This window comes from Aliiruegeria lutimaris, from assembly GCF_900099935.1.
GTDB classification, from domain to species: Bacteria; Pseudomonadota; Alphaproteobacteria; order Rhodobacterales; family Rhodobacteraceae; genus Tropicimonas; species Tropicimonas lutimaris.
In genome coordinates this window covers 17,327-42,074 of record NZ_FNEK01000006.1, presented here as the reverse complement: position 1 = coordinate 42,074, position 24,748 = coordinate 17,327, and the positions used below count along the sequence as shown (strand labels likewise).

Below are 24,748 nucleotides of genomic sequence, written 5' to 3'. Positions count from 1 at the left end.
TCCCTGTTTTCCCTGTTGCCCGGTCTCAGCGCGGCCCACCACCGTCGCGCACCCAGCCGAAATAATCCGGCGAGCCCATCTGGCCGCCTTTCAGCGCGAGTTCCAACCCATCCATCGGCCCTTCCGCGTGGGCACGGAAGATCGAGGCACCCGGTATGGTCGGCGCGAGGGCGGACAGGGCGTAGATGCCGAGCTGCTGGCTGGCAAAGCCCGAGGTGTCGCCACCGGAGACGATGGCGCGGCGCACGCCGCTGCGCTGGAGCACTTCGAACAGGATCTTGCCAAGCGATTCGCCAATCAGCCGGTAGGCGTCCTGAACCTGTGTTCCCGTCGCGGCGATTTCCTCGCGGAAACGTTGCACCGCCGGATCGTCCGGCCCCTCGGCCGTATACACCAACGGGTCGCGCCCTTCGGAGAGGGCCGCCAGACAGGCCGCGACGCTGAGTTCGATCTCGCGCTCGACGGCCTCCTGCCCGTGGCAGACCTGCGTGGCATCGAAGGCAACGCAGGCAAACCCGTTCTCCTTGGACCAGGCGATCTGCGCCGCGGTTGTCGGCGACACGGAGCCGGAGACCGAGATCATGCCCTTTGAGCGCCCGATGCCGGTCGGCGGGGTCGCGCGCTCCAGCAGGCCGCTCTGGCACCAATGCTCGACCAGCGCGTATTCGACGCCCTGGGAGCCAATCACGAAGCGGCTGCGCTCCCGCGCCCCCCACATCGCGCGCCCGGCGGCGGCATCGGACGCGGCATCCATGGTATCGATCGTTACCGCGCAGAGCCGTCCCGCTTCAACCTCGGGCAAACCGGCGCCGCGTGCGAGGTCTTCCAGCGACAGCAAGGCGGTGTCGAGCCGGTCCGATTGCCGGGCGATATGGAGGGCGACATCAGCCTCGTCCATCGGCGTGACCGGGTGGCGCGACATCACGGGGTGCCGGTCGAGCCGGAAGACCTGATCGCCCATTCCGGCAAAGAGATGGCCGAAGCACTGGTAACGGCGCATTTGCGGCGCGGCTACCACCACGGGCACTGCTCGTGAGCAAAAAACGGTTGCTCCAATCTCGATGGCGCGTCCGATGGAGCCGGTTTCGGGCGAGGAGTCGAGCGTGGAGCAGAGCTTGTAGTGGACAAGTTCCGGATCGAAGGCCTTCAGCCGTTCGAACACTGCCGGCAGGTTTTCGTCCATCCAAGCCGGCGACATCGTCCGCGCCGTGGAGGCGACACCGATTGCACGCAGGTCAGGGAACCGTTCCAGCTGTTCGGCCGTCGGCACATCGAGAAACAGGATCGCCGGAAGCCCCGAGAAGGTCAGCACCTCCATCGTCGCGGCCGCTCCGGTGAAGTCATCGCCATACCAGGCAACGAGAATGCCCGCGTCGAGGCGGCCCTTTTCCGAGATTTGTGTACCCATTGCTGCGGCTTTTCTATTGACAGTGACCATGCTGGCATAGTTATTAACTCATCATACCAGTTGTCAATCCGATTCCTGCTCCGGGTGGGAATGGACAGAAGGAGAAGCAGACGTGACGAAATTGGCCTTGTTTGGAGCTGGCGGCAAAATGGGGATGCGTCTCGGCGCGAACCTCGCCAAAACGGACGCCTTCGAGACCCTGCATGTGGAAGTTTCCGAAGACGGGCAAAAACGGGTGAAGGAAACCTTCGGCGTCGATTGCGTCGATCCCGATACCGCGCTCGCGGGCGCCGACGTGATCGTGCTCGCCGTTCCGGACACGCTGATCGGCAAGATCTCCCATGCCATCATCGACAAGGTGAAGCCGGGCGCGATGCTCTTCTGCCTCGACGGCGCGGCGCCTTTTGCCGGCCACCTGCCGGAGCGCGCGGACGTCACCTATTTCATGTCCCATCCCTGCCATCCGCCGATCTGGAACGACGAGGATACGCCGGAAGGCCGGCGCGACTATTTCGGCGGGATCGCCGCCAAGCAAGGTGTCGTCAACGTGCTGATCCAGGGGCCGGAGAGCGATTACGAGCTTGGCAACGAGGTCGCCCGGACGATCTATGCGCCGGTTGCGCGCTCGCACCGCGTGACGCTGAAGCAGTTCGCGCTGCTGGAACCGGGCCTCTCCGAGACTGTCAACGGCTCGCTGATGGCGGTGCTGCGTCAGGCGATGGACGAGGTGATCTCCAAGGGCGTGAGCTATGATTGTGCGCGCGACTTCCTGCTTGGGCACATGAACATCATGGGCGCGGTGACCTTCGACCAGCACAAGGGCGTCTTCTCCGATGCGGCCAACAAGGCCATCGAATACGGCATCCCCGTGCTGATGAAGGACGACTGGAAGCGCTGCTTCGACGATGACGAGATCGCCGCGAGCGTCGAGCGGATCACCTGATCGTTCCGATCGACAATGCCCAAACCGGCTCCCGGCAACATGGCGGGGGCCGCAGCGCCCGGGCCCGATACTAAGCCAGGCCCGACGCGCGGTACGTTATAGTGTTTCGGGGAAAACAGATCGCCTTCCCTCACCTCCCGGCGTCCCTTCAGACGCAAAAAGGCGATACGGATGTCCCACGTTTTCCCCGAAACGCTTTTTTGCGTCAGGCCGCCTTGCGACCGCCAGTCCGGCGCCGCGGGCGGCTTTTGGCATTCGGACGCGACGGTTTGGACTGGTTCCCGCGCCGCGAGGTCTCGCCCTGGGACCCGGACCAGCGCGTGCCGCCTTCCACGGGGATCTCGCGCCCCATCGTCTTCTGGATCGCCTTCAGCTCCGACATTTCAGCCGGCGCACAATAGGTGACGGCGCGCCCATCACGGCCGGCACGCGCGGTACGGCCGATACGGTGCACGTAGTTGTCGGGAACATTGGGCAGGTCGTAGTTGTAGACATGCCGCACACCCGGAATGTCCAGCCCGCGCGCCGCGACATCCGTGGCCACCAGCACTTTCAGCTCACCCGATTTGAACGCCTTGATCGCCCGGTCCCGCTGGCCCTGCGACTTGTTGCCATGGATCGCGCCAACTGCATAACCAGCTTTCTCCAGTGCTCCGGCCAGGCGGTTCGCACCGTGTTTGGTGCGCGTGAAGACCAGCGCCATTTCCGCGCGATGCGCATCGAGATGCTCGATCAAGAGCGTGGTCTTGCCAGCCTGTTCGACGAAATGCAGCCCCTGCTCGACCTTGTCGGCAGGCTTGCCCGGAGGGCTGACCTCGATGCGGATCGGGTCGGTGAGATAGGTTTTCGACAGGTCCGCCATCAACTTCGGCATGGTGGCCGAGAACAGCATGGTCTGGCGGTCCTTCGACAGCAGCGGCGCGATGCGGCGAAGCGCGTGGATGAAGCCCATGTCCAGCATCTGGTCGGCCTCGTCGAGAACGAGGTAGCGGGTCTGGTCGAGCCGGACGGCCTTGCGCTCGATCAGGTCGATCAACCGGCCCGGCGTTGCCACCAGCAGGTCCGTGCCCCGGTGAAGCCGAGTTGCCTGCGCGTTAAGGGAGGCGCCACCGACGACGAGGTTTACCTTGAGATGCGTGCCGTTTGTATAAGCCGCGAGGTTGTCGGCGATCTGCTTGGCCAGTTCGCGGGTCGGGGCGAGGATCAGTCCGCGCACCGATTTCGGTTCGGGCGCGCTGCCCATCCCAAGCAGGTTATGCGCCATCGGCAGGCCGAAAGCAGCGGTCTTTCCGGTGCCGGTCTGGGCAATGCCCATGACGTCGCGCCCGGCGAGCGCATGCGGGATTGCCTTGGTCTGGATCGGCGTCGGCTCGGAGATGCCCTGTTCAGCAAGTTTACGAACGAGGCGCGGCGCCAGGCCGAGTGTTTCAAAAGTCATATGTCTGTGTCCAATCGCGGCGCCGGCCATTGGCCGTGCCAAAAAGAATCGCCGCCCTTCGGAACGAAGTGGCGGGCGCAGTCGGGTTGCGCGATGTCGTGACCACGAAGCCGCATTGCCTCGAGGGTCGCCACCGCGTCGGACCCCCGCGTGATCTGGGAACCTGGGAAGTTGAGGACGTTCTGCGTCATCCCGTCATGGGAGACCGCCTTCTGCTCACGCGGCAGAGAACGTTCGAAGCGGCTAGTGCAGGTTTCGAGTCGATATGTCAACAGCTTTGACGCTCTGCGCGGATACCGTCTTTTCGCGGACCGGCTCCAGCTTCGGCGTTGCTATGCGACAGATGCGGGCCAAAATGCCTTCAGAAGCCACAAAACCGGTCCACCCGACCCAACAACAGCCCAAAAGCAGCTCATCACCTTGTCATACCATTAGCACTCAAGTAAGCCGAAAGGAGTAACAAGATGGTCGCCCCATGCCCCAGGACACTCCTTTTTCCAAGACGCCGGTCGAGCCGATCCAACGGCAAAAGCTGTCCGACCAGGTGTTTGACCGCCTTTGGCGCATGATCAAGTCCGGCGAACTGGCGCCGGGCGATGCCATGCCCTCTGAACGCGCGCTGATGGAGCTGTTCGGCGTTGGCCGGCCGGCAGTGCGCGAGGCGCTGCAATCGCTGGCGAACAAGGGACTGATCTCCATTTCCCATGGTGAACGCAGCCGTGTGAACGAGTTGAACGCCACGACCGCGCTCGGCCAGGTGGACGAGATCGCCAAGCTTCTGTTGTCGGCCGAGCCGTCGAATGTCGACCACCTCAAGCAGCTTCGCAAGATCCTGGAGGCGGGAACGGTTCGCCTCGCCGCTGAAAGCTGCGGGGCCGAGGATGTGCGGGACTTGCGCAACCTGATCGAAGAGCAGCGTGGCCTGCTCGGCGACGAAAAGGCCTTTATCCAGGCCGATATCGCCTTTCACGTCCGGATCGCAGAAATCACGGACAACCCGCTTCTGGTGAGCGTGACGCGGGCGATGCTGACCTGGCTGCTTGAGTATTACCAGCCCGTTCTGCATTGGGAGGGTCGCGAGAACACCACGCTTCAGGAACATGAGAAGATCGCCGATCTTCTCGGCCAGCGGGATCAGGAGGGCGCCATCCGGATGATGGGCGACCACCTCAGCCGCTCCGATCCTCTCTATATCTCGAATGCGACCGAAAACTGAACGCAGGAAAAAAGAACCGCGCCAGCACAGGCCCGTTGAAACGGAGCAGTGCTGACGCGGCAGTTGATCGCCGACAGCGGAGAACCGAATACTTGCCTATCCCGCACGCAGGAGTTTCAGGGCGGCTTTCATGTCTTCGAGCACGATCTCGTCGCGTTCTTCGAAGGCAAAGATGATTTCGAGGAAATAGGTCTGGTCGGTAAGGCCGTAGCGGTCCCAATAGTTGCGCAACAGCTCCGGCGTGACCAGCCCGTCATGGGTGAAGTTCCAGTGCCGGTCATAGTGCCCGTCGGTCTGCTGGATGTGATAAACCGCCATCCACGGGCCAACCACTTCCGCCCAGTGATCCATGTTCGCATCCGTACCGAAGAGCGGCTCGAACATCGCATGACCCCAGTCGACGCAGAGACGCACCGGCACGTCGGTCTGCCCGTCCAGGTCCTGCATCAGCCGCAGCGCATCGGCCGCGGTCGAGGGGAACTCGGTCGCCAACGGGACCGGTTCCACCAGCAGCATCGAAAGCCCGCGCTCCTTGGCGTGGCGTGACAGGCCGACATAGATCTCCAGCGCTTCCTTGTAGATCTCCTCCCGCCGCGCCGGGTTCAGCGCATCGTCGGCGCTGAAGGAGCCGAAAGGCATCCCGGCCGCCGGAACCTCCATCGCCGCCGTCATGTCGATCGCGTTCTTGAGGTGATCGCGGCCCAGCGCCCGAAGCTCCGGGCTCGGCGCCAGGATGTGGCTATAGGTATAGGAGGCGAGGCCGCCAAAGGTGCTCTCCACCGTCACGCCCGCGCTTTTGAAGGCTTTCGCATAGTCCTTTGCCAGCGCATCGCGCGTCTGTGCTGGCCAGCCGGGATCGACCAGGTCCCAGGTGAACTGGACATATTTCGTGTCCAGATCCTCCGCCACAAGCGTCGCGAGACGTTCGCTTTCGATGCAGCGTTTGATCGCAAAGGAAAGGTTCAGGCCAAGTTTCATGTCATTCCCTCCCGTGAGGCATTACCGGTTTCCGCGGAAGTAACGCCGCGAGATCGAGTCGAAGGAGATCGCCAGCACGACGATGAAACCGCTCACCACGCCCTGCCAGTAGGGCGAGACACCGAAGAGCACGATGATGTTCTCGATGACCCCGATGATGGCCGCGCCGAGGATGGCGCCGAAAGGCGTGCCGACGCCGCCCGTGGTCGCCACCCCACCGATGACGGAGGCCGCGATCGGCGGCAGCACCCAGGTCTCGCCAATGGAGGGCTGCGCGGTGCCGAGCCGGGTAACCATCAGCAGGCCGGCAAGAGCCGCAAGCGTGCCTGCGGCGGTGAAGACGAGAATGCGCACCCGGTCCACCTTGATCCCCAGCATCCGCGCGGCGGGGGTGTTGTCGCCGATGGCATAGATATAGCGGCCGAAGGGCGTCTTCAGGATCACCCACGAGGCGACGGCGAGCACCACGATCATGATGACGAAGGGCACCGGGATGCCGAGGAAATCGCCACGGCCGAGGAACTGCACCTCCTTGGGGATATTGGTGATCGCCACGCCCTTTGTCAGCACGAGGTTGATGCCGCCGAAGATCCCCGCGGTACCAATGGTCAGCACCAGCGAGTGGAGTTGCAGCGACGTGACCATGAGCCCGTTGAAACAGCCCAGCGCCGCCCCGAGACAAAGGCTCAGGAACATGGCGAACCACGGGTTCAGTCCGTAATTGACCATCAGGATGCCGCTGACCACGCCACAAAGCCCGGCCATTACGCCAAGCGAGAGGTCCAGCTCGCCCAGGATCATCAGCATCGACTGCCCGATGGTGATCAGCCCGACAAAGGCCAGCGAGCGGGCCACGACCGTCATGTTGTAGGAGGTCAGGAAATAGGGCGACATCACCGCCGAGATCGCGAAGATCACCAGCAGCGCGATCAGCACCCCCATCATCTGGTTCCTCAGAAAGGCAAGTTTGCTCTTACGCTGCATTTGTTTTCTCCGATCCGAACATCGCGCCCACCAGCGTCTCGTTGCTGGTCGTGGCGGTGTCGAAGCTGCCTGTGATTCTGCCTGAGTACATGGCGACGATCCGGTTGGCGCATTTGCGCAACTCCTCCATCTCCGAAGAGACAAGGAGGATGCCCACCCCGCGTTCGGCGAGGGATTTCATGATCCGGTAGATCTCCGCCTTGGTGCGTACATCGATCCCCTTGGTCGGCTCGTCGAAGATCAGCACCACCGGCTCGGTCGCCATCGCGCGCCCGATGATTGTCTTCTGCTGGTTGCCGCCCGAGAGGTTCGAGATCTGTTGCGACATGCTGGCGACCTTGATGTCGTAGGCCTTGATGATGTCATGCACGCGGCTGCGTTCCTGCCGGCGCGAGATGCCGAGCCGCCCGGTGATCTGGTCGAGAATCGAGATGCCGATATTCTCGCGCACCGAAAGCTGCGGCAGGATGCCGTGCAGCTTGCGCTCCTCGGAAAGGTAGAGCAGCCCGGCCTTGACAGACCGGCTGGTATCGCCCAGCGGAAAGTCCTTGCCGTTGAGGGCAACCGTGCCAGCGGTTGCTTTCATGTAGCCGAAGATCGACTGCATGACCTCGGACCGCCCCGCGCCGAGAAGCCCCGCGAAGCCGAGGATCTCGCCCCGTTTCAGCCGGAAGGACACATTTTCGAACCCATGACCCGAAAGCCCCTGAACATCGAGGATCACCTCTTCCGGCGCGCCCTCGGGGGGCGGATCGGGGCGAAAACGCTGGTCAATGGCGATCTCCGCGCCCGACATGGCACGGATCAGCCCCGGCTCGTCGATCTTGGCGATCAGCCCGTCGGCCACCTTCTCGCCATTGCGGAGCACGGTGTACTCGTCACCGATTTCGAGCACTTCCTCGATCTTGTGGGAGATGAAGACGATCGCATGGTCACTGTCGCGGAAGCCGCGGATCACGGTCATCACCCGTTCGATCTCGGTCGAGGTCAGCGACGAGGTTGGCTCGTCGAGGAACAAGACCTTCATGTCGTGATTGGTCGAGGCCCGGGCGATCTGCAAAAGCTGCTGCTCCGGCACCGAGATATCGCGCACTAGGTCCCTCGGTGCGGCCGTGATGGCATAACGATCGAGGTATTCCTGCGCCGCTCGCTCAATCTCCCGACGGTTGACCGTTGCCCCGCCAAGCTTGGCCCGGTCATAGGGAAGAAACAGGTTTTCGGCCACGGAGAGGTTGGGAAACAGGTTCAGCTCCTGCGGCACATACGCCACGTAGCGATGCAGTTCGGGGTGCTGATCGACATCCTGCCCGTCGATCAGGATACGCCCGCGACTGGGCCGATAGGCGCCGGTCACCAGCTTCACCAAGGTCGACTTGCCGGCGCCATTTTCGCCGGCCAGCACGTGAACCCGTCCCAATTCCAGCTTGAGGCTGACATCGTTCAGGGCCCGTACACCGGGAAAGTCCCGGCCCAGGTCTTCTACTTCGAGAAATGCCATGATCCATCCCGGAAAACGTCTGCCGGTCGAGCCGGTTTGCCTCGGCATTGTCCGGTCGCCCGAACATTGCCCGCGAAGGCGCCCGGCCGCGTGAACGGCCGGACGAAGGATGAGATGGTTTATTCGCCGACGTTGTCGGTTGTCAGGATGGCGATGCCGGTGTCGATGTATTTCGGGGTCTCTATGCCCGTTGCCTGCTGCCACATGGCCATGACCGACCAGTAACCCTGCATCTGCGGCTTGGTGGAGGAGGAACTGTCCGCCACACCGTCCCGGATCAGCTGCGGCATCTCGGGAAGGTTGTCGAGGCCGACCATCAGCACTTCGCCGACCTTGCCGGCTTCCTGGATTGCCTGGCCGATGCCGATCGGGCCGGCGGCGTCACAGGCGACCCAACCCTTCAGGCCCGGGTTGGCCTGCATGATCGCGGCGGCCTGTTTCTGGGCCGTCTTGATGCTGTCATTGTCGATGCCGGTGGCGACGAGCTTGATGCCGTCATATTTCGCGAACACTTTCTCGTGGCATTCGGCTCGGATCGCGTGGTTTGGGGCGGTCGGAACGCCCATCATGATCGCGACTTCACCTTCGCCACCCAACAGTTCGACGAGACGTTCCGAGGCGATCTCTGCCTGCTCGCAAAAATCGTTTCCGATAGAGGTCAGGTTCATGCCTTCGGGGGGGACCGAATCGAAAACGGTCACCGGGATGCCCTGCTCCATAGCTTCCTCGAGCGAGGCGCGGTTGCCGCTGGCGTCCAGAAGGTCAATTGCGATGCCGTCGGGCCGGGTCGCGATCGAGCTTTCGATGATCTGGTTCTGCTGCACGACGTCGGCCTGCTGCGGTGCACTGTAGACGATCTCCACCTTGGAGCCGGTCTGGGCCTCGATCACGGCGCCGGCCTCCTGAGCGCCATCATTGACCAGGTCGAACCAGGGATGGACCACCTTTGGGATGATGACGAAGCGATAGCTGTCCTTCTTCGTCATGCCGGGTCCATCTGCGGCCACGGCATGCCCGGGCAGGGCGAGGGTTGCAACAGTTGCCAGCGCAAGTGTCAGAGTTTTCATGATTTCCTCCATGGCGGGCGTAGCTCTCAACCGGGACATAAAGCCTCCTCCGGCCTTCCCGATTCACGCCTCCGACCGGACAATTACAATTGTTTTTCAGATTTACAAGTGTTTATCGTATCCTTGATGTTCCTTTTACATAAGGACTCATTTGCCTGGCGCGCCTTGGAAAAAGGTGGATTTCGCCAAGGGTGAGGATGTGCGCTTTAAGGAGGAGCAATGATGAGCATTTACCATCAGGCCCTGGGCGAACTGGGTACGGTTTTCGCCCGCCTGGACGATGCCTCGGTCGACGCCGCGGTAGAGGTTATCGCCGGCGCCGGACGCATTGCGCTCTACGGCGTTGGCCGGGAGGGATTGCAGATCAAGGGCCTTGCCATGCGGCTCTTCCACCTCGGCCTGAAGGCTTCCGTCGTGGGCGACATGACGACACCGCCCCTGGGCGCGGGCGACCTGCTGATCGTCTCCGCCGGACCGGGGCATTTCTCCACCGTCGCCGCACTGATGAAAACGGCCGCCTCTGCTGGCGCCCGGACGCTCTGCATCACCGCACAGCCCGAAGGCCAATGCCCGAAGGCCGCCGATCATGTACTCACGATCCCGGCAAAGACAATGTCCGATGACCGGCCCGAGCAGGCCGGTGACACGCTGTCAGTGCTGCCAATGGGGTCTCTCTATGAAGGGTCGCAATATGTGCTGTTCGAATGCATGATCCTGAAACTTCGGGATCGCCTCGCGATCGACTCCGACGCCATGCGCCAAAACCACACGAACCTGGAATGAGCGCCTCGTCCTTTGAACCGGATCTCGAAGGCCAGTTGCTCAGGGCCCGCATAGCCTGGTTCTATTTCGTGGGCGGACAGACCCAACAACAGGTCGCCGACCGGCTTGGCGTTACCCGGCTGCGGGTCAACCGCATCATCGGACAGGTGCGCGCCGAAGGCTCCGTGGTCGTGGACCTGCGCCTGCCGCTGGTGGATTGCGTGGCTCTGGAGGACGCCCTCAGAGAGCGCTTCAGGCTGCGCGACGCAAGCGTTCTGCCGACGCTGGATGACGCTCACCAAATGCAGCGTGTGATCGGCGAAGCGGCCGGACGCATGGTGGAGCGGCATCTCGAACACCACAAGGGCATCGGCGTGGGCTGGGGACAAACGCTGAGCCATGTCGCGCGGTGCATCTTCAGCCCGCATGACGACCTCACCCATGTCGTCGGCCTGATGGGGGCGGCGCCGCGCGCCACCGGATCCAACACGATCGAGGTCGCCACCGCCATCGCCAACGCGCTCGGCATGGAATGCCACTACCTGACCGCGCCGCTCTATTGCCATTCCCAGCGGACCCGACAGGCCCTGCTGACCGACGAGGAACTCGCGGCCACCATGCACATGGCCGAAGGGGTCGAGGTGGCCCTGATCTCGGCCGGAGATCTTTCCCCCCTATCCTCGGTCATGCAGTTGCGGCGGGCGAAGGAGGCGCGCGAGGCGTTGCTGGAGCTTGGCGCGGTGGGCGACATTCTCGGCTGTTTCCTCGATGCGCAGGGCGAAATCGTCGATCACCCGCTCAACCGGACAGCGGTGGCGCTCAACCCGGCGGCTCTTCGCAACAAGCCGGTCTCGGTTCTCGCCTCGGATGGGATAAACAAGCTGACGATCATCCGGGCCTCGCTGCGCGGTGGCTATGTCAACAATCTGGTGACCGACGAGCAGACCGCGCTGGCCTTGCTGGACACAGCCCCGCAGGAGCGTTGAAACGGAACCCATCGAGGCTGCGTCCGATTTTTTGGCTCCTTCAGGGAAGTTCGGAGCCGTCCGGGCGCGTGACCGCGCCCGGCCCCCCGTCACACAAGGTGCACGGAGATTTCGCCAAATCCTTCGACCCGGCCGGTAACGTCGATGCCACCGGGGAAGAATTCGCAGCCCGTCAGCGAGCCTGTGATCACGATCTGCCCCTTTTGAAGGCCGCCGAGATGCGCGCCGATATTGGTGCAGAACAGCGCGAGGTTGGACAGTGCCGACCCGCCCGGAACGGTGGTCTCGCCGTCAAGGACCTGCTGGTCGCCACAGCACAGGAACGCGGTGGTCGCGCCGAAATCCCGACCATCCCAGTCGGCCATTTCCGGACCGACAACGAGGCCCGCATTGAGTTGCATATCGGCCAGTTTCAACATCGCCAGCTCGTCAGCGCCATCCAGCCGCGTGTCGACCAGTTCGATCACCAGACGCGGACGGAAAAACGCCTTCGGGTCGCTCGTCATGTCATCGGAGGGCTCGGCGATCAGCTCGAACCCGATCTCCAACTCGATCCCGATCTGGTCTTTCACCGACACGTTCCCGCCGGAAGGCACGGTCGACGCGGCGGAAATGGGCCCAAGGAACGGGCGCGCATCGGGGCGTTCGATCACCTTGAAACCGCTGACAGCGCCGAGCTCTGCCTGGACACGCCGCTGGACTTCCAGCGCCTCGTCATAGTCCGGAACCGGAAGTTTGCCGGCATCCGCACGCTGGCCGCTCTGGTGGGCCGCAATCAGTGCCGTCGAAATGGTGTCAACCTTCGTCATGTCCTTGCTCCATAGGCGTTTGGGCCCGGGGGATAAGTCTGTCGAAGGCCAGATACAATCTGGATCGAACCGCAATCAGGCTCCAAACGAAAATGCCGCGGATGAAATCCGGGCAAGGCCGGCGCCTGTGACGACTGGGCAAATTGGAAGAGCGCCTTGGCAGCCCCCGCGGCTACCATCTCCCAATGCCGTCAAGCGGGCCATTCCGACCGAAAGCAGAGACGATACGACGGCCTTCAGCGGGATTGGCGCTTGGCAGCAAGGTCCAGCGCTGCCGGCGGCATGCCCGGGCGCAACCCGGATGAACGAATTTTCTGGATCCATTGGGCGCGGGCTGTACCATCGGGGAAGATCATTGGTCAGGGAGGTTCACGATGTCCAATCCGCTTCATTTCTCGATGGATTTCGGCAAGGTGGACCCGTCGGCGCGACGGGTGGAGGGGCAGCCCCTGCGCATTCTCGTGATGATGGATCTGGGTCCGGGGACGCGCTCGCAGGATGTGCCCGTGGAGACGCGCCCGATCCTGCCGCTGGATATCGATAGTTTCGAGGATCTGTTCGAGCGCGAGCGGCCGGTTTTTTCGCTGGGCGAAGAGGAGATCGCACCGCGGGAGGTTGAGGATTTCCGCCCTGACGAGATCGCGCGGATCCTGCCGGCGTTCCAGAAGTTGAAGGACTTGCGGCGGCGGCTGCGAATGTCGGGGAGTTTCGAGGCGGCGGCGGCAGAGGTTCGGGCCCTGCTGCAGGACGTACCGGAAGCCGGCGAGGCCGAGGCGGCACCGGAGAGCGACAATGACACCTTTGCGCGCCTGTTGGGCAAACCCGCAGAGGCCGCGGCCGCGCCTGCGACGCCGCAGAAGGGTTTCCTGACAGGGTTGATCCGGGACGCAGTGGCCGCACATATCGTGGCGGCGGAGGACCCGCGGGCGGAGCAATACGTGGCGGCGGTGGACGCGGCTTTGGCAGCCCAGATGCGAGGCATCCTGCATGATCCGGGATTCCAGGCGCTGGAGGCGGCGTGGCGCGGACTCGATTTCCTCGTCTCGCAGGTCGAGACGGATGAAGAGCTTTCACTCCACCTGTGGAACGTGACCCGGGAGGAGTTGCAGGCATCGCTGGGCGACGGGGCGCTTGAGGGGTCGGAGCTGGACCGGCGGCTGGTCGTCGAGCGCGAAGGGGCGCCCTTCTCGCTGATCGTGAGCGACATTCCGTTTCGCGGCGAGATGGAAGATATGCGGCTGCTCGGGACGCTCGGCGCGATTGCCGGGCGGACGGGGGGCGTCGTGCTGGCCCCGGTCGGCCCGGAAGCCTTGGGCGCGGAGAGCTGGGCGGCGCTGGCGGATGCGACCGGGCAGGAGATTGCCCCTTCCGTCGGGTGGACGGCCTTGTGCGAAAGCGGGGTTGGCGGCCGGATCTGCGGTTTCGGGCCGGGTTTCCTGTTGCGATCGCCCTATGGAAAGAAGTTCGACCCGGTCGATGGTTTCACCTTCGAGGAGTTGGAGCGGCCCGGAGAAGAGCCGGAGGCGTTACTGTGGGGCGCAGCTTCGGTGCTCGGCGCGGTGTTGATCGCGCAGGCCTACCGGCAGGAGGGCTGGGAGGCATGGCTGGCCGGCAATCTAGACTTCGGCGACCTGCCGCTGGTCTACTACGAGGCGATCGAAGGGACGCGGCTGATGCCCTGCGCCGAAGTGCTCTTGCCGGAGCGCGTGGTGGAGCGGGTCAAGGACGCAGGACTGGTTCCGCTGGTTGCCAACCGGAACCAGAACCTCGTGCGCTTGCCGGGCGTGCAGACGATTTCGGGGGAAGGCAGGCAAATCGGGCCGTTTGGCGGCTGATACCCCCTCTTTTGGGGAGAATCCTGGCCGGGGGCTCCCGCTCCGGAACCCTCCGGCTGAACCACCGTTCCCTTTTCCCGTTACGGCACCGTTTCAAGCGCTCACGGACACGGGCGGGCGCGGCGTGCCGGTCAGCGCCGCTTCCAGGCGCGGCGCGGCAAAGTCGACGAAGGCGCGGACTTTCTGGGCAACGAGTCCGCCGCGGTAGAGGATTCTCACCGGCCACGGTTCCGGCTCGTCGCCGGGGCGGCTCGACCGATGCCAAGGCCGACGCCGCCGTGCGGTTCGCCGTGAAGGTCACCGAGACGCGCGGCCATGTCAGCAATGGCGATCTGAATGCCGTGCACGAGGCCGGTTATGACGATGCCCAGGTGATCGAGATTATCCAGCACGTCGCGCTGAACATCTGGACCAACTACCTCAACGAGGTGGCCAGAACCGACATCGATTTCCCCGTCGCCGAAGGCGTCGCGGCCTGAGCCGCCCCCCGCGCGGCGGGCCGGAACGCCCGCCGCCACTTCCAAGCCGCCATTGCCAACAGTAGCAGACGATGAGCCGCCCCCCGCTTCCCCCTTTCACCGCACTGACCGCAGCCCGGAAGGTGCGCCTGGCAGAGGACGCCTGGAACAGCCGCGATCCGGACGCCGTATCGCGCGCCTACACGCCCGACAGCCGATGGCGCAACCGCAGCACCTTCCTGAGCGGGCGAGAGCAGATCGTCGCCTTCCTCGCCGAGAAATGGCAGAAGGAGCAGGAATACCGCCTTATCAAGGAACTATGGGCCTTTCACAGCAACCGCATCGCCGTGCGCTTTGCCTATGAGTGGCGCGGGCCGGCCGGTCAGTGGATCCGCTCTCATGGTAACGAGAACTGGCGGTTCGATGCGGCAGGGCTGATGGCCGAACGCCATGCCAGTATCAACGACCTCGCGATAGATGCGGCCGACCGGCTGTTTCACTGGCCTCTTGGCCGCCGTCCGCGCGAGCACCCCTCGCTCAGTGATCTGGGGCTCTGAAAATGGTCACCCCTCCCCCCAGCGACGTCGCCTTTTCTGCCGCGGTCAAGGCAGTACAGGCGGCAAAAGGGTCGCGCGCGCTTTATGCGAATGTGGAGACGAAGCGCCCGTGGTCCGACCGGATCACGCCCGAGCTTGCCGCGTTCATCGGCGCGCAGAGCAGCGTTTTCTTCGGCACTGCGAGCGCCGCTGGCCAGCCTTATATCCAGCATCGCGGTGGCCCGGCGGGCTTTCTCAAGGTGCTGGGAGACCGGCAACTCGGCTTCGCCGATCTCGCGGGCAACAAGCAATATATCACGCTGGGCAACCTCTCGGAGAACCCGCGCGCCTACCTGTTCCTGATCGACTATGAACATGCCCGGCGCGTGAGGCTCTGGGGGTCTGCCCGCGTGGTGGAAGAAGATCCCTCACTGCTAGACCGGCTGCGTCCCGAGGGTGGCTCCGGACGGGCCGAGCGGGCCATTCTCTTCGACATCGCCGCCTGGGACGTCAACTGCCCGCAACATATCCCGCAGCGGATCGACGTGGCTCGGGCGGCGGCATTGCTGGCCGAGCGGGACAGCCGCATCGCGATGCTGGAAGCCGAGCTTGCGCGACGCGGCCCCTCGTCACCCGGCACCTGACCCCGCGGCTCCCGCTTGCCGAAAGGCGCGCGGGGTCTGCCCCTCCCAGCGTTTGAAAGCGCTGATAAAGGCGCTCTGTTCCGAAAATCCGGTCAGGAACGCGATCTCTGAAAGCGCGTATTGCGACCCGCCGACCAGTTGATGCGCGAGTTGCCGGCGCGCCTCGTCGACCAACGCCTGGTATGTGGTACCCCGCTCCGCGAGCCGACGCTGCAACGTGCGCGCCCCCATGCCCAGTGTCATCGCCACCTCTGCCAGTGGCGGCACGCCACCGCTGAGCAGCTTGGCGATCTCTTCCACCACCCGTGTGTCCAGCGGCAGATCGGGCTGCTGTTCCTCCGCCTGCAGCAGGCTCTCAAGATGATCGGTGAAGAACTGCCAGATACCGGGGTCGCCGACGGCGGTCGGCTTGTCGATTTCCTCGATGGCGAACTGCATCCCATCCAACTCTGCCCCGAACACCGGCTCGATGCCGAAATGCTCGACCAACGCCGCGATGGACCCCTCGCGCCGATGTACAAACTGCACGCGCACCGGAGTAAGGCTCGGCGTCGTTGCCTCGCGGCATAGCGTCAACGTGGTCGCAAGCGCAGCCTCGTTCGACAGGTGGCTGCCCAGCCGCGCGATCCATGGCTTGCGATGTGTCCAACAGAACACCTCTCCCCTGTCCAACGCGACGAATTCGGAAATCTGGTTGTGCAGCCGGGTGTAGCGGCCGATGCGCTTGAGGCTGTGACGCAGGGTCGGCGCGGACTTGATCGCAAGACCGAAGGCGCCAAACTCGTCGCAGCGCATGCCGGCACAGACCCGCATGTGAAAGCGCAGGTCCGGCCACTCGCTCGCGGCAATGGCTTCCATCAGGGAATGATAGTCGTCCGGATGGATCATGGCCGTTGGGTCCGCAGCGCTCTCGGGCGTGAGGGAGACGATGTCGTACAGCGCCGAAACGTCGGGCACATTGACCGCCTGCTCGATCTGCTTTCTTGCGTAAAAGGCTGAAATCATGGGGCCATATCCTCTTGCATCCTGCACCCCGACCGCCGGATGCGGTGCCAATGGCTGGAACGATCACGCGCGCGTGATCGGTTCTCGCCGGCTTTGACGCGCCCGGTCAAGTCTTTGACACCCCCGGTCAAGACCGGGCGCCTCGTCCTAACGTAGTCAGAAGATGTTCAGTGACACCGCGACGCCACCCGGAAGGCACACCGCCAAACGCACGACGCGCGCAAGTCAACCAATTGAAACCTATTAATGAATCTACGTGAGGACACCAAGATGAACAATTCCCGCAATATCCTTGGCATGAACCTGGCAACCGCCCTGCTCGGCGCCGGAATGGCCTTCACCTCCAGCACCGCAATCCTCGGGCTGGGAAGTGGCACAGCCTTGGCACAAGGCATGGAAGCGCGCGCCGTCACCGCCGGGATGCCGCCGGTCAATGACGGCCTGCCGTTGCCGGGCTTCGAGATCACGCCGGAGACCACCGCGATCGTAATCACGGATCCCCAGAACGATTTTCTCTCGCCGGATGGCGTGACATGGGGCGTTGTCGGCCAGAGCATCACCGCGAACGGTACGGTGGAAAATCTCGCGGCGCTTTTCGACGTGGCGGACAAGGTCGGAATGCCGGTCTTCGTCTCGCCGCACTTCTATTTCGAACACGATCACGAATGGCATTTCGAAGGCACGCTGGAGACGTTGATGCATTCCATCGGCATGTTCGACCGGCCCCATGCGTTGAGTCTCGACGGTTTCGAAGGCGCGGGTGCCGACTGGCTGGAACTCTACAAGCCCTTTATCGACGGTGACAACGTGATCGTAACCAGCCCGCACAAGATCTACGGGCCCGACAGCAATGACCTGGCGCTCCAGTTGCGCAAGGCGGGCATCGACAAGGTGATCCTCGGCGGCATGTCCTCGAACCTGTGCACCGAGAGCCACATGCGTTCGCTGATCGAGGCCGGCTTCGAGGTCATGGTCGTCACCGACGCGACGGCTGGCGCGATCACCCCGCTTTATGACGGCTACGCCGCCTCGCTCACCAATTTCCGCATGATCGCCAGCGACGTGAACAACACCGAGAACACCTTACGCGCGATCGAAACCGCCTACGGCAAGTAACCCCGGACGTTCGGCGCCGTTCCCGCGCCAGTTCGTCCCGCGACCGACTAGGCGCCTCCTTGTCCCCGAAAAGAGGCATCGGTCGCCACGCCCGGCCCCGTCTGTTCCCAAGGCAACGTCCCCGTCGGGGCCGGGCGTCCAGTTTCCATTCACCGAATTCCCGGCAGATCTGCTCCGCAGACCGGTCCGGAAGACCCGATCCCGGCGGCATTCCGCCCCGGGAAACCGCCAAGTATTGGCACAATTCAAGGACCAAGATCATGACCTGCAAGCCGCGCTATGCCGATATCGTCGATGGCAAGCTCTATCTCTTCGTCAACGCCGCCGTCTTTGCCAAGTACAAGGAGAACCCGGAAGAAACGCTGCGCAAGGCCGAAGAAACCTGGCCCTCGATCCACCACAAGGCCGTTGACAGCCTTTGATCTGCGCGGGCGGCACTGCACTTGCTGCCGTGCCGCCCGTATCCGCCCCGAGATGACAAGTGGGTCCGGAATACCGCGATCGATTCAAGGCAACTCTTTGTTTTCATTGCCGCTGCGGTACCTGATCGCATCGATTTGTGGGGGGGAATGATGCCTAACCGCGCCGGATCTTTCTCGTTTTCGTCGGCGGCACTTAGCGACTTGATCGTATTGGAAAGAAAAACATACCAATTTGTGCATTCGACGATATATTCGACCGGGCTTACCGTTGATTAACAGACGGGAGCGTCGACTAGGGAGGAAAAAATGACAGTAAAATTGGTAACGCGCCGCGGCGCGCTTGGAGGGATTGCAGCCGCCGGAACGGCCACGCTTGCAGCGCCGCATATCGCCTCTGCCCAAGGTCAGGGTACGACCTGGAAAATCCAGACATCCTGGCCCGGCGGCGTTGGGTTGCAGATCTTCAAGGATTGGTGTGCGACAATCGAAGAAAAAACGGGAGGAGAACTCGCCTTCCAGCCGTTCGGCGCCAACGATGTCGTCGGCGACTTCCAGCTTTTCGACGCGGTGAAGAACGGCGTGCTGGACGCGGTGAACCCGTTCACGATCTATGCCCAGGGTATCATCCCGGCGGCGACTTTCCTTACCTCCTATCCTCTCGGGTTGCGGAACCCGCATGAATGGGACGTGTTCTACTATTCGCTGGGTGGCCTCGAGATTGCCCGCGAACTCTACAAGGCCCAGGGCATGCATTTCGTCGGTCCCGTGCATCACGGCCCGAACATCATTCACTCGAAGGTGCCGATCCGCTCCATCGACGATTTCGCCGGCCGCAAGATGCGGGTTCCCGGCGGCATGGTCGCCGAGGTCTTCTCGGAAATCGGCGCAGAGACCACGGTTCTGCCGGGTTCCGAGATCTTCCCGGCGCTGGAGAAGGGCACGATCGACGTCGCCGACTATGTCGGCCCGGCCGTGAACTACGCGCTCGGCTTCAGCCAGGTGACCAAGTACATCTCCATGGGCCCGCCGGGCTTCATGTCGCTCTACCAGCCGGTCGACCTGATGGACATCACCGTCGGCCAGGCGGCCTGGGATGCGCTCAGCCCGCAGATGCAGCAGTTCGTCGAGATGGAAACCCATGTCTATTCGGACATGCACCACGCCGCGATCCAGGCAGCAGACCAGGAGGCCTGGGCGAAATTCGAGGCCGACGGCACCGAGGTGACGCGCCTAACCCAGGATGACGTGGAGCTGATGACCGAGGTCGCCGTGCCGATCTGGTTCAAATACGCCAACCGCGACAAGGACGCGGCGCGTGTCTTCAAGATCCAGCTGGACTACATGATGTCCGGCTCGCTCGGCTACGTGACCCCCGAGCAGATTGAAGGCCTTACGCTGGATCTCTGACACCGTTAGCCATGAGGAATGTCCGCGCGCCCCGGCGCGCGGACACTTGCGCGTGGCGGCGCAATGCCGTCGAGCTGGAGTGAAGCATGCCGAATATCGATTTCACCTTGCCGCACTGGATGTATTGGGTGGGGCTCATCCTGTTTCCGCTTGCGGCGATGTACCTGGCCCGGAAGACCGCGCCGGGGGAACGGACATATGGTTTGCCGCTGGGGTACATGATCCTCGTGACCGGCGGCTTGCTCGGGTTGCACCGTTTCTATTTCCGCAGCCTGCTGGGACTGGTCTATATCCCGCTTTTCATCGCGATCCTGTTCGCAAACGGGCAGGAGCGCGCGGCACGCTCGCTCTATTCGGATGCCAGCAATTACGTGCGGACCGCGGAACGAACGATCGAGCGTGAGGCAGAGAGGGTCGAGACGGCCGAGAAGGATCTGCCGGAGCTTCAGGCCGCCGTGCAGGTCGCCGAGGAAGGCAGCTTTACCAAGCGCCGCGCGGAAAAGTCGTTGTCGCGCGCGGAGAAGGGGATTGAAACCGGACGCGAACGGATCGCGGAAGCGCAGGCGCAGCTTGCCGAATACGGCCCGGCTGCCGATGAGGCCGCCGAAGGCCGGGCGTTCTGGAACAGCATGGCGCGCTATGCGTTCTTCGTCATCCTCGCGCTGCTTGCGATCGACGCCGTGCTCCTGCCCGGACTGGCGCGCCGCGCACGCGCGCTCGCCGAGCAGGACAACGAGGAAGAGTTCGAGATCGACGAGGAAACGGCGGCACGGGCCGCCGAGTTCGACCCCGATGCCCGCCGCGGCGATGCCGATTTCGCCGAGAACTGGATCGACCGGCTCGCGCTCTATGCTGGCGAATTCGTAAGTTACTGGGCCGTGATCGCGGTCTTCGTCTATTACTACGAGGTCATCGTCCGCTACGTCTTCAATTCGCCGACCAACTGGGCCCACGAGTCCATGTACCTGATGTTCGGAATGCAGTACCTGATTGCCGGATCCTACGCGATGCTCACCGAAAGCCACGTTCGGGTAGACATCTTCTACGCCCCGTTGCGCAAGCCACAGAAAGCCTGGGCGGATCTGGTCACGTCGATCTTTTTCTTCATCTTTGCCGGCACGCTGCTGGTGACCTCCTACATCTTCGCAATGGACGCCATCGCCGTGCCTTCCGGAAACTCCGTGGTGTCGGACTGGGCACGAGGAGACGTCGGTTTCTTCGAAATGCTCGGTATGCTGACCTTCGGCGACTGGACGGACCCGAATATCCGCTGGGGCGAGATCAGCTTCAACGAGTGGGAGATCCCGCTCTGGCCGATGAAATGGATGATGGTCGTCGGATCGCTGCTTCTGATCCTGCAGGGCGTTTCCAAGCTATCAAAAGATATCCGCACGATCGCGAGAGGACACTGAGACCATGGGCCTCGAAATTTCCATCGAGCTGTTGACGCTCATCATGTTCGGATCGCTGGTAGCCCTGCTGATGGCGGGGTTGCCGCTGGCCTTCGTCACCGGCGGGCTGGCCTGCGTGTTCCTGTTCGTTCTGGGCGACGCACGGGCGCTCAATATCGTTCCCAGCCGGATCTTCCCGCTGATGACGAATTACCAGCTTTCAGCGATACCGCTCTTCATATTCATGGCGGCGATGCTGGAGAAAGCCGGGCTTATCAACGATATGTTCGACGTGATCTACAAGCTGCTCGGCGGTTTGCGCGGCGGACTGGCGGCGGCGACGATCCTCGCCTCCACCATCCTCGCCGCCATGGTCGGAGTGATCGGCGCGGCGGTTGTCACGATGGGTATCATCGCGCTGCCGGCGATGCTCAAGCGCGGCTACGATCCGAAGATCGCCATGGGATCGATCATGGCCGGCGGCACACTCGGCATCCTGATCCCCCCCTCGATCCTCGCCATCATCTACGCGGTGGTGGCCGAACAATCGGTGGGTGAGCTCTTCGTCGGGGCGGTCATCCCCGGCCTGATGCTGTCTGGTCTCTACATCCTCTACGTCACCTTCCGGTGCTTCCTGAACCCCGATCTCGGCCCGCCGATCCCGGAAAGCGAACGCGTCTCGACCCGCGAAAAATTCAACCTGCTTGGCAAGATGGCCGCGCCGATCGCGCTGATCGTGATCGTGCTGGGCGTGATCTTCACCGGCGTCGCCACGCCGGTGGAAGCCGCCGGCATCGGCACCTTCGGCGCCTTCATCGTCGCGGCGATCCACCGCAAGCTGGATTGGGCGACCGTCCGTGAAGCCTGCCTGACCACGCTCAAGGCCAGCGCCATGGTGATCTGGATCATGTTCGGCGCGACGATCTTCGTTGGCCTCTACGTGCTCGAAGGCGGCCAGCAATTCGTGCAGGAAACGATGCAGGGCGCGGGCCTCGGCCCGTGGGGTATCCTGATCGTCATGCAGATATTGCTGATTGTGTTGGGGATGTTTCTCGACTGGGTGGGAATCCTGCTGCTCTGCGTGCCCATCTTCGTGCCTATCATCAAGGCCCTTGGGGCGGCCGCTTTCGGCTTCGACGACCCGAACGACCTCGTGCTGTGGTTTGGCGTGCTCTACCTCGTGAACATGCAGATGAGCTTTCTGTCGCCCCCCTTCGGCTACGCTCTCTTCTACCTCAGGGGGGTGGCCCCGCCGTCGATTCCCATGAAGGATATCTTCGTAGCGGCGCTTCCATTCCTGTTCCTGCAGGTCGTTGGCCTCGCAGTCTGCATGCTCTTCCCCGAGGTCATAACGTGGCTGCCGAACCTGATTTACGGGTGATATCCGTGTGAATGCCACGCCCACGGCGTGGCATTCACATGAAAGCAGCCCCTTCCAGCCAGCCACCATGTCCGAAAGACCGCAATCCCGGCACATCATGCGGTCCAGATTTCGGCGGCCTTCAACAGGTCTGGAAAGCCCGAAACCATCGCCTCGCGACAATCGACCATCCTGTTTGCGGGCCTTGCGACTTCTTGCTTGGGACAGGTCCCGTCTGTACGCTCGGCATGATTGCCGGCGCGCTGCGGGAGCCGGCCGGGATGCTGGAGGTGACGGTCGTGATTGTCCCCAACCATGTGCTCGATATGCTCAAACGCGTGCGGGCCTTGTATTTTCAGGACGGTCGCGAAAGCCGCATGCTTCCCAGTGATGCGGCGCATGCGCCATTCCGGGGTACGCAGTCGGCATCGTCGGCGTCAATTACCAGCTTGTGGACGGTGCTTCGCGGACAGGGGAAAGCATCCGAGCTGAGCGAGGCGCTCCTGGCCGATGCCGAGACACTGGCAAACGCCGAAGCCTACTCGGGCAATATCGAGAACATGATCGGAACGGTGAAGGTGCCCGTGGGCGTCGTTGGTCCGCTGCGTGTGCGCGGCCTGCACGCGGATGGAGATTTCCACCTGCCGCTCGCGACCACGGAAGCCGCGCTCGTCGCGTCCTCTGCGCGGGGCGCCCTGGCCGCCACCCGGGCCGGCGGGATCAGCACAGCGGTCCTCTATGAAGGCGTGCTCCGTTCCCCGGCCTTCGTCTTCGACAGCTTGCTGAGCGCCGGACGTTTCGTCGACTGGGTCGTGAGCAACGTGGAGCAGCTGAAGAAGGCCGCCGAAGCGACGACATCGCACGGACGGCTCGTCTCGCTGGAGCCCGTGATCGACAACAACATCGCTTTCCTGCTTTGCCGCTTCACCACCGGCGAAGCCGCGGGACAGAACATGGTGACCATCGCGACCGACGCCCTTGGCAAGAAGGCGGTCGCCGAATGCCCGATCAAGCCGCAGCGCTGGTATGTCGAGGGCAATTTCTCCGGCGACAAGAAGGCGACCTCGCTCGGAACCCTGACCGGGCGCGGGCGCAAGGTCAGCGCCTCGGTGGTCCTGCCCGGGGAGATCGTCCAAAAGGTGCTGCGCACCGATATCGACGCGATGCTCGATTACAGCCGCGTGGCAGGGCTCGGCGCGCTGCTTTCCGGCCAGTTCGGCGCCCAGGCCCATTACGCCAACGCGCTGGCGGCCTTCTATATCGCGACCGGGCAGGATGCCGCCTGCGTCGCCGAAAGCGCGGTGGGCTTCACGCGACTGGAGCGGCGCGAGGACGGGCTGTTCTGCTCGGTCACGATGCCGAATATCCTCGTGGGAACCGTAGGCGGCGGCACGCGCCTTCCCAGCCAGCACGCAGCGCTGAGCCTTGTCGGGCTGGAGGGACCGGAGAGCGCGGCGGCCCTGGCCGAGGTGACGGCGGCGCTCTGCCTGTGTGGAGAAATCTCCATCGTGGCGGCGATGGCGGCGGGGCATTTCGCGTCTGCCCACCACAAGCTGGCGCGCAAGAGATGACCGCGGGCCTCGCAGGACGCCTCTGGATCTACCAATCCGAGCGCTTTCCGCTTGTTCGGACAGTGCCTTTGCTTTCCGTGTTCGCCGCCGCCAGCATCAATGTCTCGGCGATGCTGGCCGGGCGCCCCCTGCCCGGCCCCATGGCCTATGTCATCGCGGCGCTGCTGGCGCTCGGGATCTTCTTCCAGATGCGTGCCTGCGACGAGTACAAGGACTTGGAGGACGACTGCCGTTACCGGCCCGAACGGCCCATCCCGCGCGGGCTGGTCAGCCTGCGGACCATTCTCACGCTCGCGGCCGTGGTGGGTGCCGGGATGCTCGCACTCGCGTGGTCGTGGAACCTGGCAACGCTGGGATTGCTGTGCCTGACATGGGTCTGGCTGACCCTGATGACCGCCGAATTCGGATCGCCCGCGTGGCTCAAGGCCCGCCCGGTGGTCTACCTGCTCAGCCACATGCTGATCATGCCGCTGATCGACCTGATGCTGACCGGCATCGAATGGACCGCCGGCGGCGGAGCCCCCTCACCCGCCCTCGCGTGGTTCCTTGCGCTGAGTTTCGCCAATGGCTGCGTGATCGAGATCGGCCGCAAGGTCTGGGCGCCCGAGAAGGAGCGTGAAGGGGTCGAGACCTATTCGGGCCTGTGGGGGCCACGGCGGGCAGTCCTGATATGGTTTGCCACGGTCGTCATCGCTTTCCTCCTGCTCGCCGCCCTGGGACAAGCGCTCGGCGCGGCGACCGCGATCACGGCAGCGGGCGGCACCGGGTTGCTGCTTGTCGCCTTCTGCATGATGCGGTTTCGGGCCACACCCGATCCCGTCTGGCAAGGGCGCGTGGACATGGCTTCCGGGTTATGGGTGCTGCTGTGCTACCTCGCGGCAGGCTTCCTTCCGCTCGAATTCGGGGCTTGAGCC

Annotated in this window: 24 protein-coding genes; 15 read left to right on the top strand and 9 right to left on the bottom strand. The window is 63.4% G+C overall.

Annotation, left to right across the window (positions count from 1 at the left end):
• Positions 1–25: 25 nt before the first annotated feature.
• Positions 26–1,408, bottom strand: coding sequence for a four-carbon acid sugar kinase family protein (locus tag BLR85_RS04505; protein WP_093150413.1), 1,383 nt, complete (start codon positions 1,406–1,408; stop codon positions 26–28).
• Positions 1,409–1,520: 112 nt separating this feature from the next.
• On the opposite strand from BLR85_RS04505, the gene BLR85_RS04500 reads away from it, so the two are divergent.
• On the top strand, positions 1,521–2,351 hold the full coding sequence (locus BLR85_RS04500; RefSeq protein WP_093150409.1) for a phosphogluconate dehydrogenase C-terminal domain-containing protein: 831 nt from the start codon (positions 1,521–1,523) through the stop codon (positions 2,349–2,351).
• Between the two features lie 205 nt (positions 2,352–2,556).
• Here BLR85_RS04500 and BLR85_RS04495 read toward each other — a convergent pair whose 3' ends face one another.
• Positions 2,557–3,789, bottom strand: coding sequence for a DEAD/DEAH box helicase (locus BLR85_RS04495; RefSeq protein WP_093150406.1), 1,233 nt, complete (start codon positions 3,787–3,789; stop codon positions 2,557–2,559).
• A gap of 475 nt (positions 3,790–4,264) precedes the next feature.
• Here BLR85_RS04495 and nanR point away from each other — a divergent pair, with 475 nt between their 5' ends.
• Positions 4,265–5,005, top strand: coding sequence for a transcriptional regulator NanR (nanR, locus tag BLR85_RS04485; RefSeq protein ID WP_093150399.1), 741 nt, complete (start codon positions 4,265–4,267; stop codon positions 5,003–5,005).
• A 96-nt stretch (positions 5,006–5,101) separates the two neighbouring features.
• Here nanR and BLR85_RS04480 read toward each other — a convergent pair whose 3' ends face one another.
• The 4 genes from BLR85_RS04480 to BLR85_RS04465 all read right to left on the bottom strand — a co-directional run bounded on the left by BLR85_RS04480 (position 5,102) and on the right by BLR85_RS04465 (position 9,532).
• A complete protein-coding gene (locus BLR85_RS04480; protein WP_093150395.1) occupies positions 5,102–5,983 on the bottom strand; it encodes a sugar phosphate isomerase/epimerase family protein in 882 nt (293 codons plus the stop codon).
• A 21-nt stretch (positions 5,984–6,004) separates the two neighbouring features.
• Entirely contained in the window at positions 6,005–6,967 is a 963-nt protein-coding gene (locus BLR85_RS04475) for an ABC transporter permease (protein ID WP_093150391.1), read from the bottom strand.
• Positions 6,957–8,465 (bottom strand): sugar ABC transporter ATP-binding protein, encoded by a 1,509-nt coding sequence (locus BLR85_RS04470; RefSeq protein WP_093150695.1) that lies wholly within the window; start codon positions 8,463–8,465, stop codon positions 6,957–6,959. The genes BLR85_RS04475 and BLR85_RS04470 overlap by 11 nt, the downstream gene beginning before the upstream one ends.
• 119 nt (positions 8,466–8,584) lie before the next feature.
• Positions 8,585–9,532, bottom strand: a complete 948-nt coding sequence (locus tag BLR85_RS04465; protein WP_093150690.1) for a substrate-binding domain-containing protein — start codon at positions 9,530–9,532, stop codon at positions 8,585–8,587.
• A gap of 222 nt (positions 9,533–9,754) precedes the next feature.
• Here BLR85_RS04465 and BLR85_RS04460 point away from each other — a divergent pair, with 222 nt between their 5' ends.
• Together BLR85_RS04460 and BLR85_RS04455 are read left to right on the top strand one after the other, a co-directional pair.
• Complete coding sequence (locus BLR85_RS04460; RefSeq protein WP_212635015.1) at positions 9,755–10,315, top strand: SIS domain-containing protein; 561 nt, start codon at positions 9,755–9,757, stop codon at positions 10,313–10,315.
• Entirely contained in the window at positions 10,312–11,280 is a 969-nt protein-coding gene (locus BLR85_RS04455; protein WP_093150385.1) for a sugar-binding transcriptional regulator, read from the top strand. Before BLR85_RS04460 ends, BLR85_RS04455 begins: the two co-directional genes overlap by 4 nt.
• 89 nt (positions 11,281–11,369) lie before the next feature.
• On the opposite strand, the gene BLR85_RS04450 is transcribed toward BLR85_RS04455, so the two are convergent.
• Entirely contained in the window at positions 11,370–12,089 is a 720-nt protein-coding gene (locus BLR85_RS04450) for a hydratase (protein ID WP_093150380.1), read from the bottom strand.
• A 374-nt stretch (positions 12,090–12,463) separates the two neighbouring features.
• On the opposite strand from BLR85_RS04450, the gene BLR85_RS04445 reads away from it, so the two are divergent.
• A complete protein-coding gene (locus tag BLR85_RS04445) occupies positions 12,464–13,924 on the top strand; it encodes a type VI secretion system contractile sheath domain-containing protein (RefSeq protein ID WP_093150377.1) in 1,461 nt (486 codons plus the stop codon).
• A gap of 93 nt (positions 13,925–14,017) precedes the next feature.
• Here BLR85_RS04445 and BLR85_RS30210 read toward each other — a convergent pair whose 3' ends face one another.
• Positions 14,018–14,143 (bottom strand): hypothetical protein, encoded by a 126-nt coding sequence (locus BLR85_RS30210; protein WP_280138463.1) that lies wholly within the window; start codon positions 14,141–14,143, stop codon positions 14,018–14,020.
• 59 nt (positions 14,144–14,202) lie between these two features.
• On the opposite strand from BLR85_RS30210, the gene BLR85_RS04440 reads away from it, so the two are divergent.
• The 3 genes from BLR85_RS04440 to BLR85_RS04430 all read left to right on the top strand — a co-directional run bounded on the left by BLR85_RS04440 (position 14,203) and on the right by BLR85_RS04430 (position 15,562).
• On the top strand, positions 14,203–14,403 hold the full coding sequence (locus BLR85_RS04440; protein ID WP_212635014.1) for a carboxymuconolactone decarboxylase family protein: 201 nt from the start codon (positions 14,203–14,205) through the stop codon (positions 14,401–14,403).
• A gap of 71 nt (positions 14,404–14,474) precedes the next feature.
• Complete coding sequence (locus BLR85_RS04435) at positions 14,475–14,939, top strand: nuclear transport factor 2 family protein (protein WP_093150372.1); 465 nt, start codon at positions 14,475–14,477, stop codon at positions 14,937–14,939.
• 2 nt (positions 14,940–14,941) lie between these two features.
• Positions 14,942–15,562 carry a pyridoxamine 5'-phosphate oxidase family protein gene (locus BLR85_RS04430; protein ID WP_093150367.1) on the top strand — a complete coding sequence of 207 codons (621 nt, stop codon included), beginning with the start codon at positions 14,942–14,944 and terminating at the stop codon, positions 15,560–15,562.
• On the opposite strand, the gene BLR85_RS04425 is transcribed toward BLR85_RS04430, so the two are convergent.
• Positions 15,548–16,567, bottom strand: coding sequence for an AraC family transcriptional regulator (locus BLR85_RS04425; protein ID WP_093150362.1), 1,020 nt, complete (start codon positions 16,565–16,567; stop codon positions 15,548–15,550). The two genes, BLR85_RS04430 and BLR85_RS04425, sit on opposite strands and share 15 nt — an antisense overlap.
• Positions 16,568–16,837: 270 nt before the next feature.
• Between BLR85_RS04425 and BLR85_RS04420 the strand changes: the two genes are divergently transcribed.
• The 7 genes from BLR85_RS04420 (at position 16,838) to BLR85_RS04395 (ending at position 24,745) form a co-directional block, all read left to right on the top strand.
• Positions 16,838–17,683 carry a cysteine hydrolase family protein gene (locus BLR85_RS04420; protein ID WP_244520598.1) on the top strand — a complete coding sequence of 282 codons (846 nt, stop codon included), beginning with the start codon at positions 16,838–16,840 and terminating at the stop codon, positions 17,681–17,683.
• Between the two features lie 260 nt (positions 17,684–17,943).
• The gene (locus tag BLR85_RS29010; RefSeq protein WP_170844451.1) at positions 17,944–18,105 is read left to right on the top strand and encodes a hypothetical protein; all 162 of its coding nucleotides are present in this window, start codon (positions 17,944–17,946) and stop codon (positions 18,103–18,105) included.
• A gap of 306 nt (positions 18,106–18,411) precedes the next feature.
• Positions 18,412–19,512, top strand: a complete 1,101-nt coding sequence (gene dctP, locus BLR85_RS04415; RefSeq protein WP_093150357.1) for a TRAP transporter substrate-binding protein DctP — start codon at positions 18,412–18,414, stop codon at positions 19,510–19,512.
• An 86-nt stretch (positions 19,513–19,598) separates the two neighbouring features.
• Positions 19,599–20,924 (top strand): TRAP transporter small permease subunit, encoded by a 1,326-nt coding sequence (locus BLR85_RS04410; protein ID WP_093150354.1) that lies wholly within the window; start codon positions 19,599–19,601, stop codon positions 20,922–20,924.
• Between the two features lie 4 nt (positions 20,925–20,928).
• Complete coding sequence (locus BLR85_RS04405) at positions 20,929–22,284, top strand: TRAP transporter large permease (RefSeq protein ID WP_093150349.1); 1,356 nt, start codon at positions 20,929–20,931, stop codon at positions 22,282–22,284.
• Positions 22,285–22,544: 260 nt separating this feature from the next.
• On the top strand, positions 22,545–23,834 hold the full coding sequence (locus BLR85_RS04400) for a hydroxymethylglutaryl-CoA reductase (protein WP_093150683.1): 1,290 nt from the start codon (positions 22,545–22,547) through the stop codon (positions 23,832–23,834).
• Entirely contained in the window at positions 23,831–24,745 is a 915-nt protein-coding gene (locus tag BLR85_RS04395) for a UbiA family prenyltransferase (RefSeq protein ID WP_093150345.1), read from the top strand. Before BLR85_RS04400 ends, BLR85_RS04395 begins: the two co-directional genes overlap by 4 nt.
• Positions 24,746–24,748 lie beyond the last annotated feature (3 nt).

Excerpts from the sequence above, each read along its gene's own strand:
- BLR85_RS04475 (WP_093150391.1), bottom strand. The coding sequence starts at position 6,967 with ATGCAGCGTAAGAGCAAACTTGCCTTTCTGAGGAACCAGATGATGGGG.
- BLR85_RS04420 (WP_244520598.1), top strand. The coding sequence starts at position 16,838 with ATGAACAATTCCCGCAATATCCTTGGCATGAACCTGGCAACCGCCCTG.
- dctP (WP_093150357.1), top strand. The coding sequence starts at position 18,412 with ATGACAGTAAAATTGGTAACGCGCCGCGGCGCGCTTGGAGGGATTGCA.
- BLR85_RS04400 (WP_093150683.1), top strand. The coding sequence starts at position 22,545 with ATGCTGGAGGTGACGGTCGTGATTGTCCCCAACCATGTGCTCGATATG.
- BLR85_RS04460 (WP_212635015.1), top strand. The coding sequence starts at position 9,755 with ATGAGCATTTACCATCAGGCCCTGGGCGAACTGGGTACGGTTTTCGCC.
- BLR85_RS04435 (WP_093150372.1), top strand. The coding sequence starts at position 14,475 with ATGAGCCGCCCCCCGCTTCCCCCTTTCACCGCACTGACCGCAGCCCGG.
- BLR85_RS04465 (WP_093150690.1), bottom strand. The coding sequence starts at position 9,532 with ATGAAAACTCTGACACTTGCGCTGGCAACTGTTGCAACCCTCGCCCTG.
- BLR85_RS29010 (WP_170844451.1), top strand. The coding sequence starts at position 17,944 with ATGACCTGCAAGCCGCGCTATGCCGATATCGTCGATGGCAAGCTCTAT.
- BLR85_RS04480 (WP_093150395.1), bottom strand. The coding sequence starts at position 5,983 with ATGAAACTTGGCCTGAACCTTTCCTTTGCGATCAAACGCTGCATCGAA.
- BLR85_RS04430 (WP_093150367.1), top strand. The coding sequence starts at position 14,942 with ATGGTCACCCCTCCCCCCAGCGACGTCGCCTTTTCTGCCGCGGTCAAG.
- nanR (WP_093150399.1), top strand. The coding sequence starts at position 4,265 with ATGCCCCAGGACACTCCTTTTTCCAAGACGCCGGTCGAGCCGATCCAA.
- BLR85_RS04470 (WP_093150695.1), bottom strand. The coding sequence starts at position 8,465 with ATGGCATTTCTCGAAGTAGAAGACCTGGGCCGGGACTTTCCCGGTGTA.
- BLR85_RS04425 (WP_093150362.1), bottom strand. The coding sequence starts at position 16,567 with ATGATTTCAGCCTTTTACGCAAGAAAGCAGATCGAGCAGGCGGTCAAT.
- BLR85_RS04410 (WP_093150354.1), top strand. The coding sequence starts at position 19,599 with ATGCCGAATATCGATTTCACCTTGCCGCACTGGATGTATTGGGTGGGG.
- BLR85_RS04405 (WP_093150349.1), top strand. The coding sequence starts at position 20,929 with ATGGGCCTCGAAATTTCCATCGAGCTGTTGACGCTCATCATGTTCGGA.
- BLR85_RS04455 (WP_093150385.1), top strand. The coding sequence starts at position 10,312 with ATGAGCGCCTCGTCCTTTGAACCGGATCTCGAAGGCCAGTTGCTCAGG.
- BLR85_RS04495 (WP_093150406.1), bottom strand. The coding sequence starts at position 3,789 with ATGACTTTTGAAACACTCGGCCTGGCGCCGCGCCTCGTTCGTAAACTT.
- BLR85_RS04395 (WP_093150345.1), top strand. The coding sequence starts at position 23,831 with ATGACCGCGGGCCTCGCAGGACGCCTCTGGATCTACCAATCCGAGCGC.
- BLR85_RS04505 (WP_093150413.1), bottom strand. The coding sequence starts at position 1,408 with ATGGGTACACAAATCTCGGAAAAGGGCCGCCTCGACGCGGGCATTCTC.
- BLR85_RS04445 (WP_093150377.1), top strand. The coding sequence starts at position 12,464 with ATGTCCAATCCGCTTCATTTCTCGATGGATTTCGGCAAGGTGGACCCG.
- BLR85_RS04450 (WP_093150380.1), bottom strand. The coding sequence starts at position 12,089 with ATGACGAAGGTTGACACCATTTCGACGGCACTGATTGCGGCCCACCAG.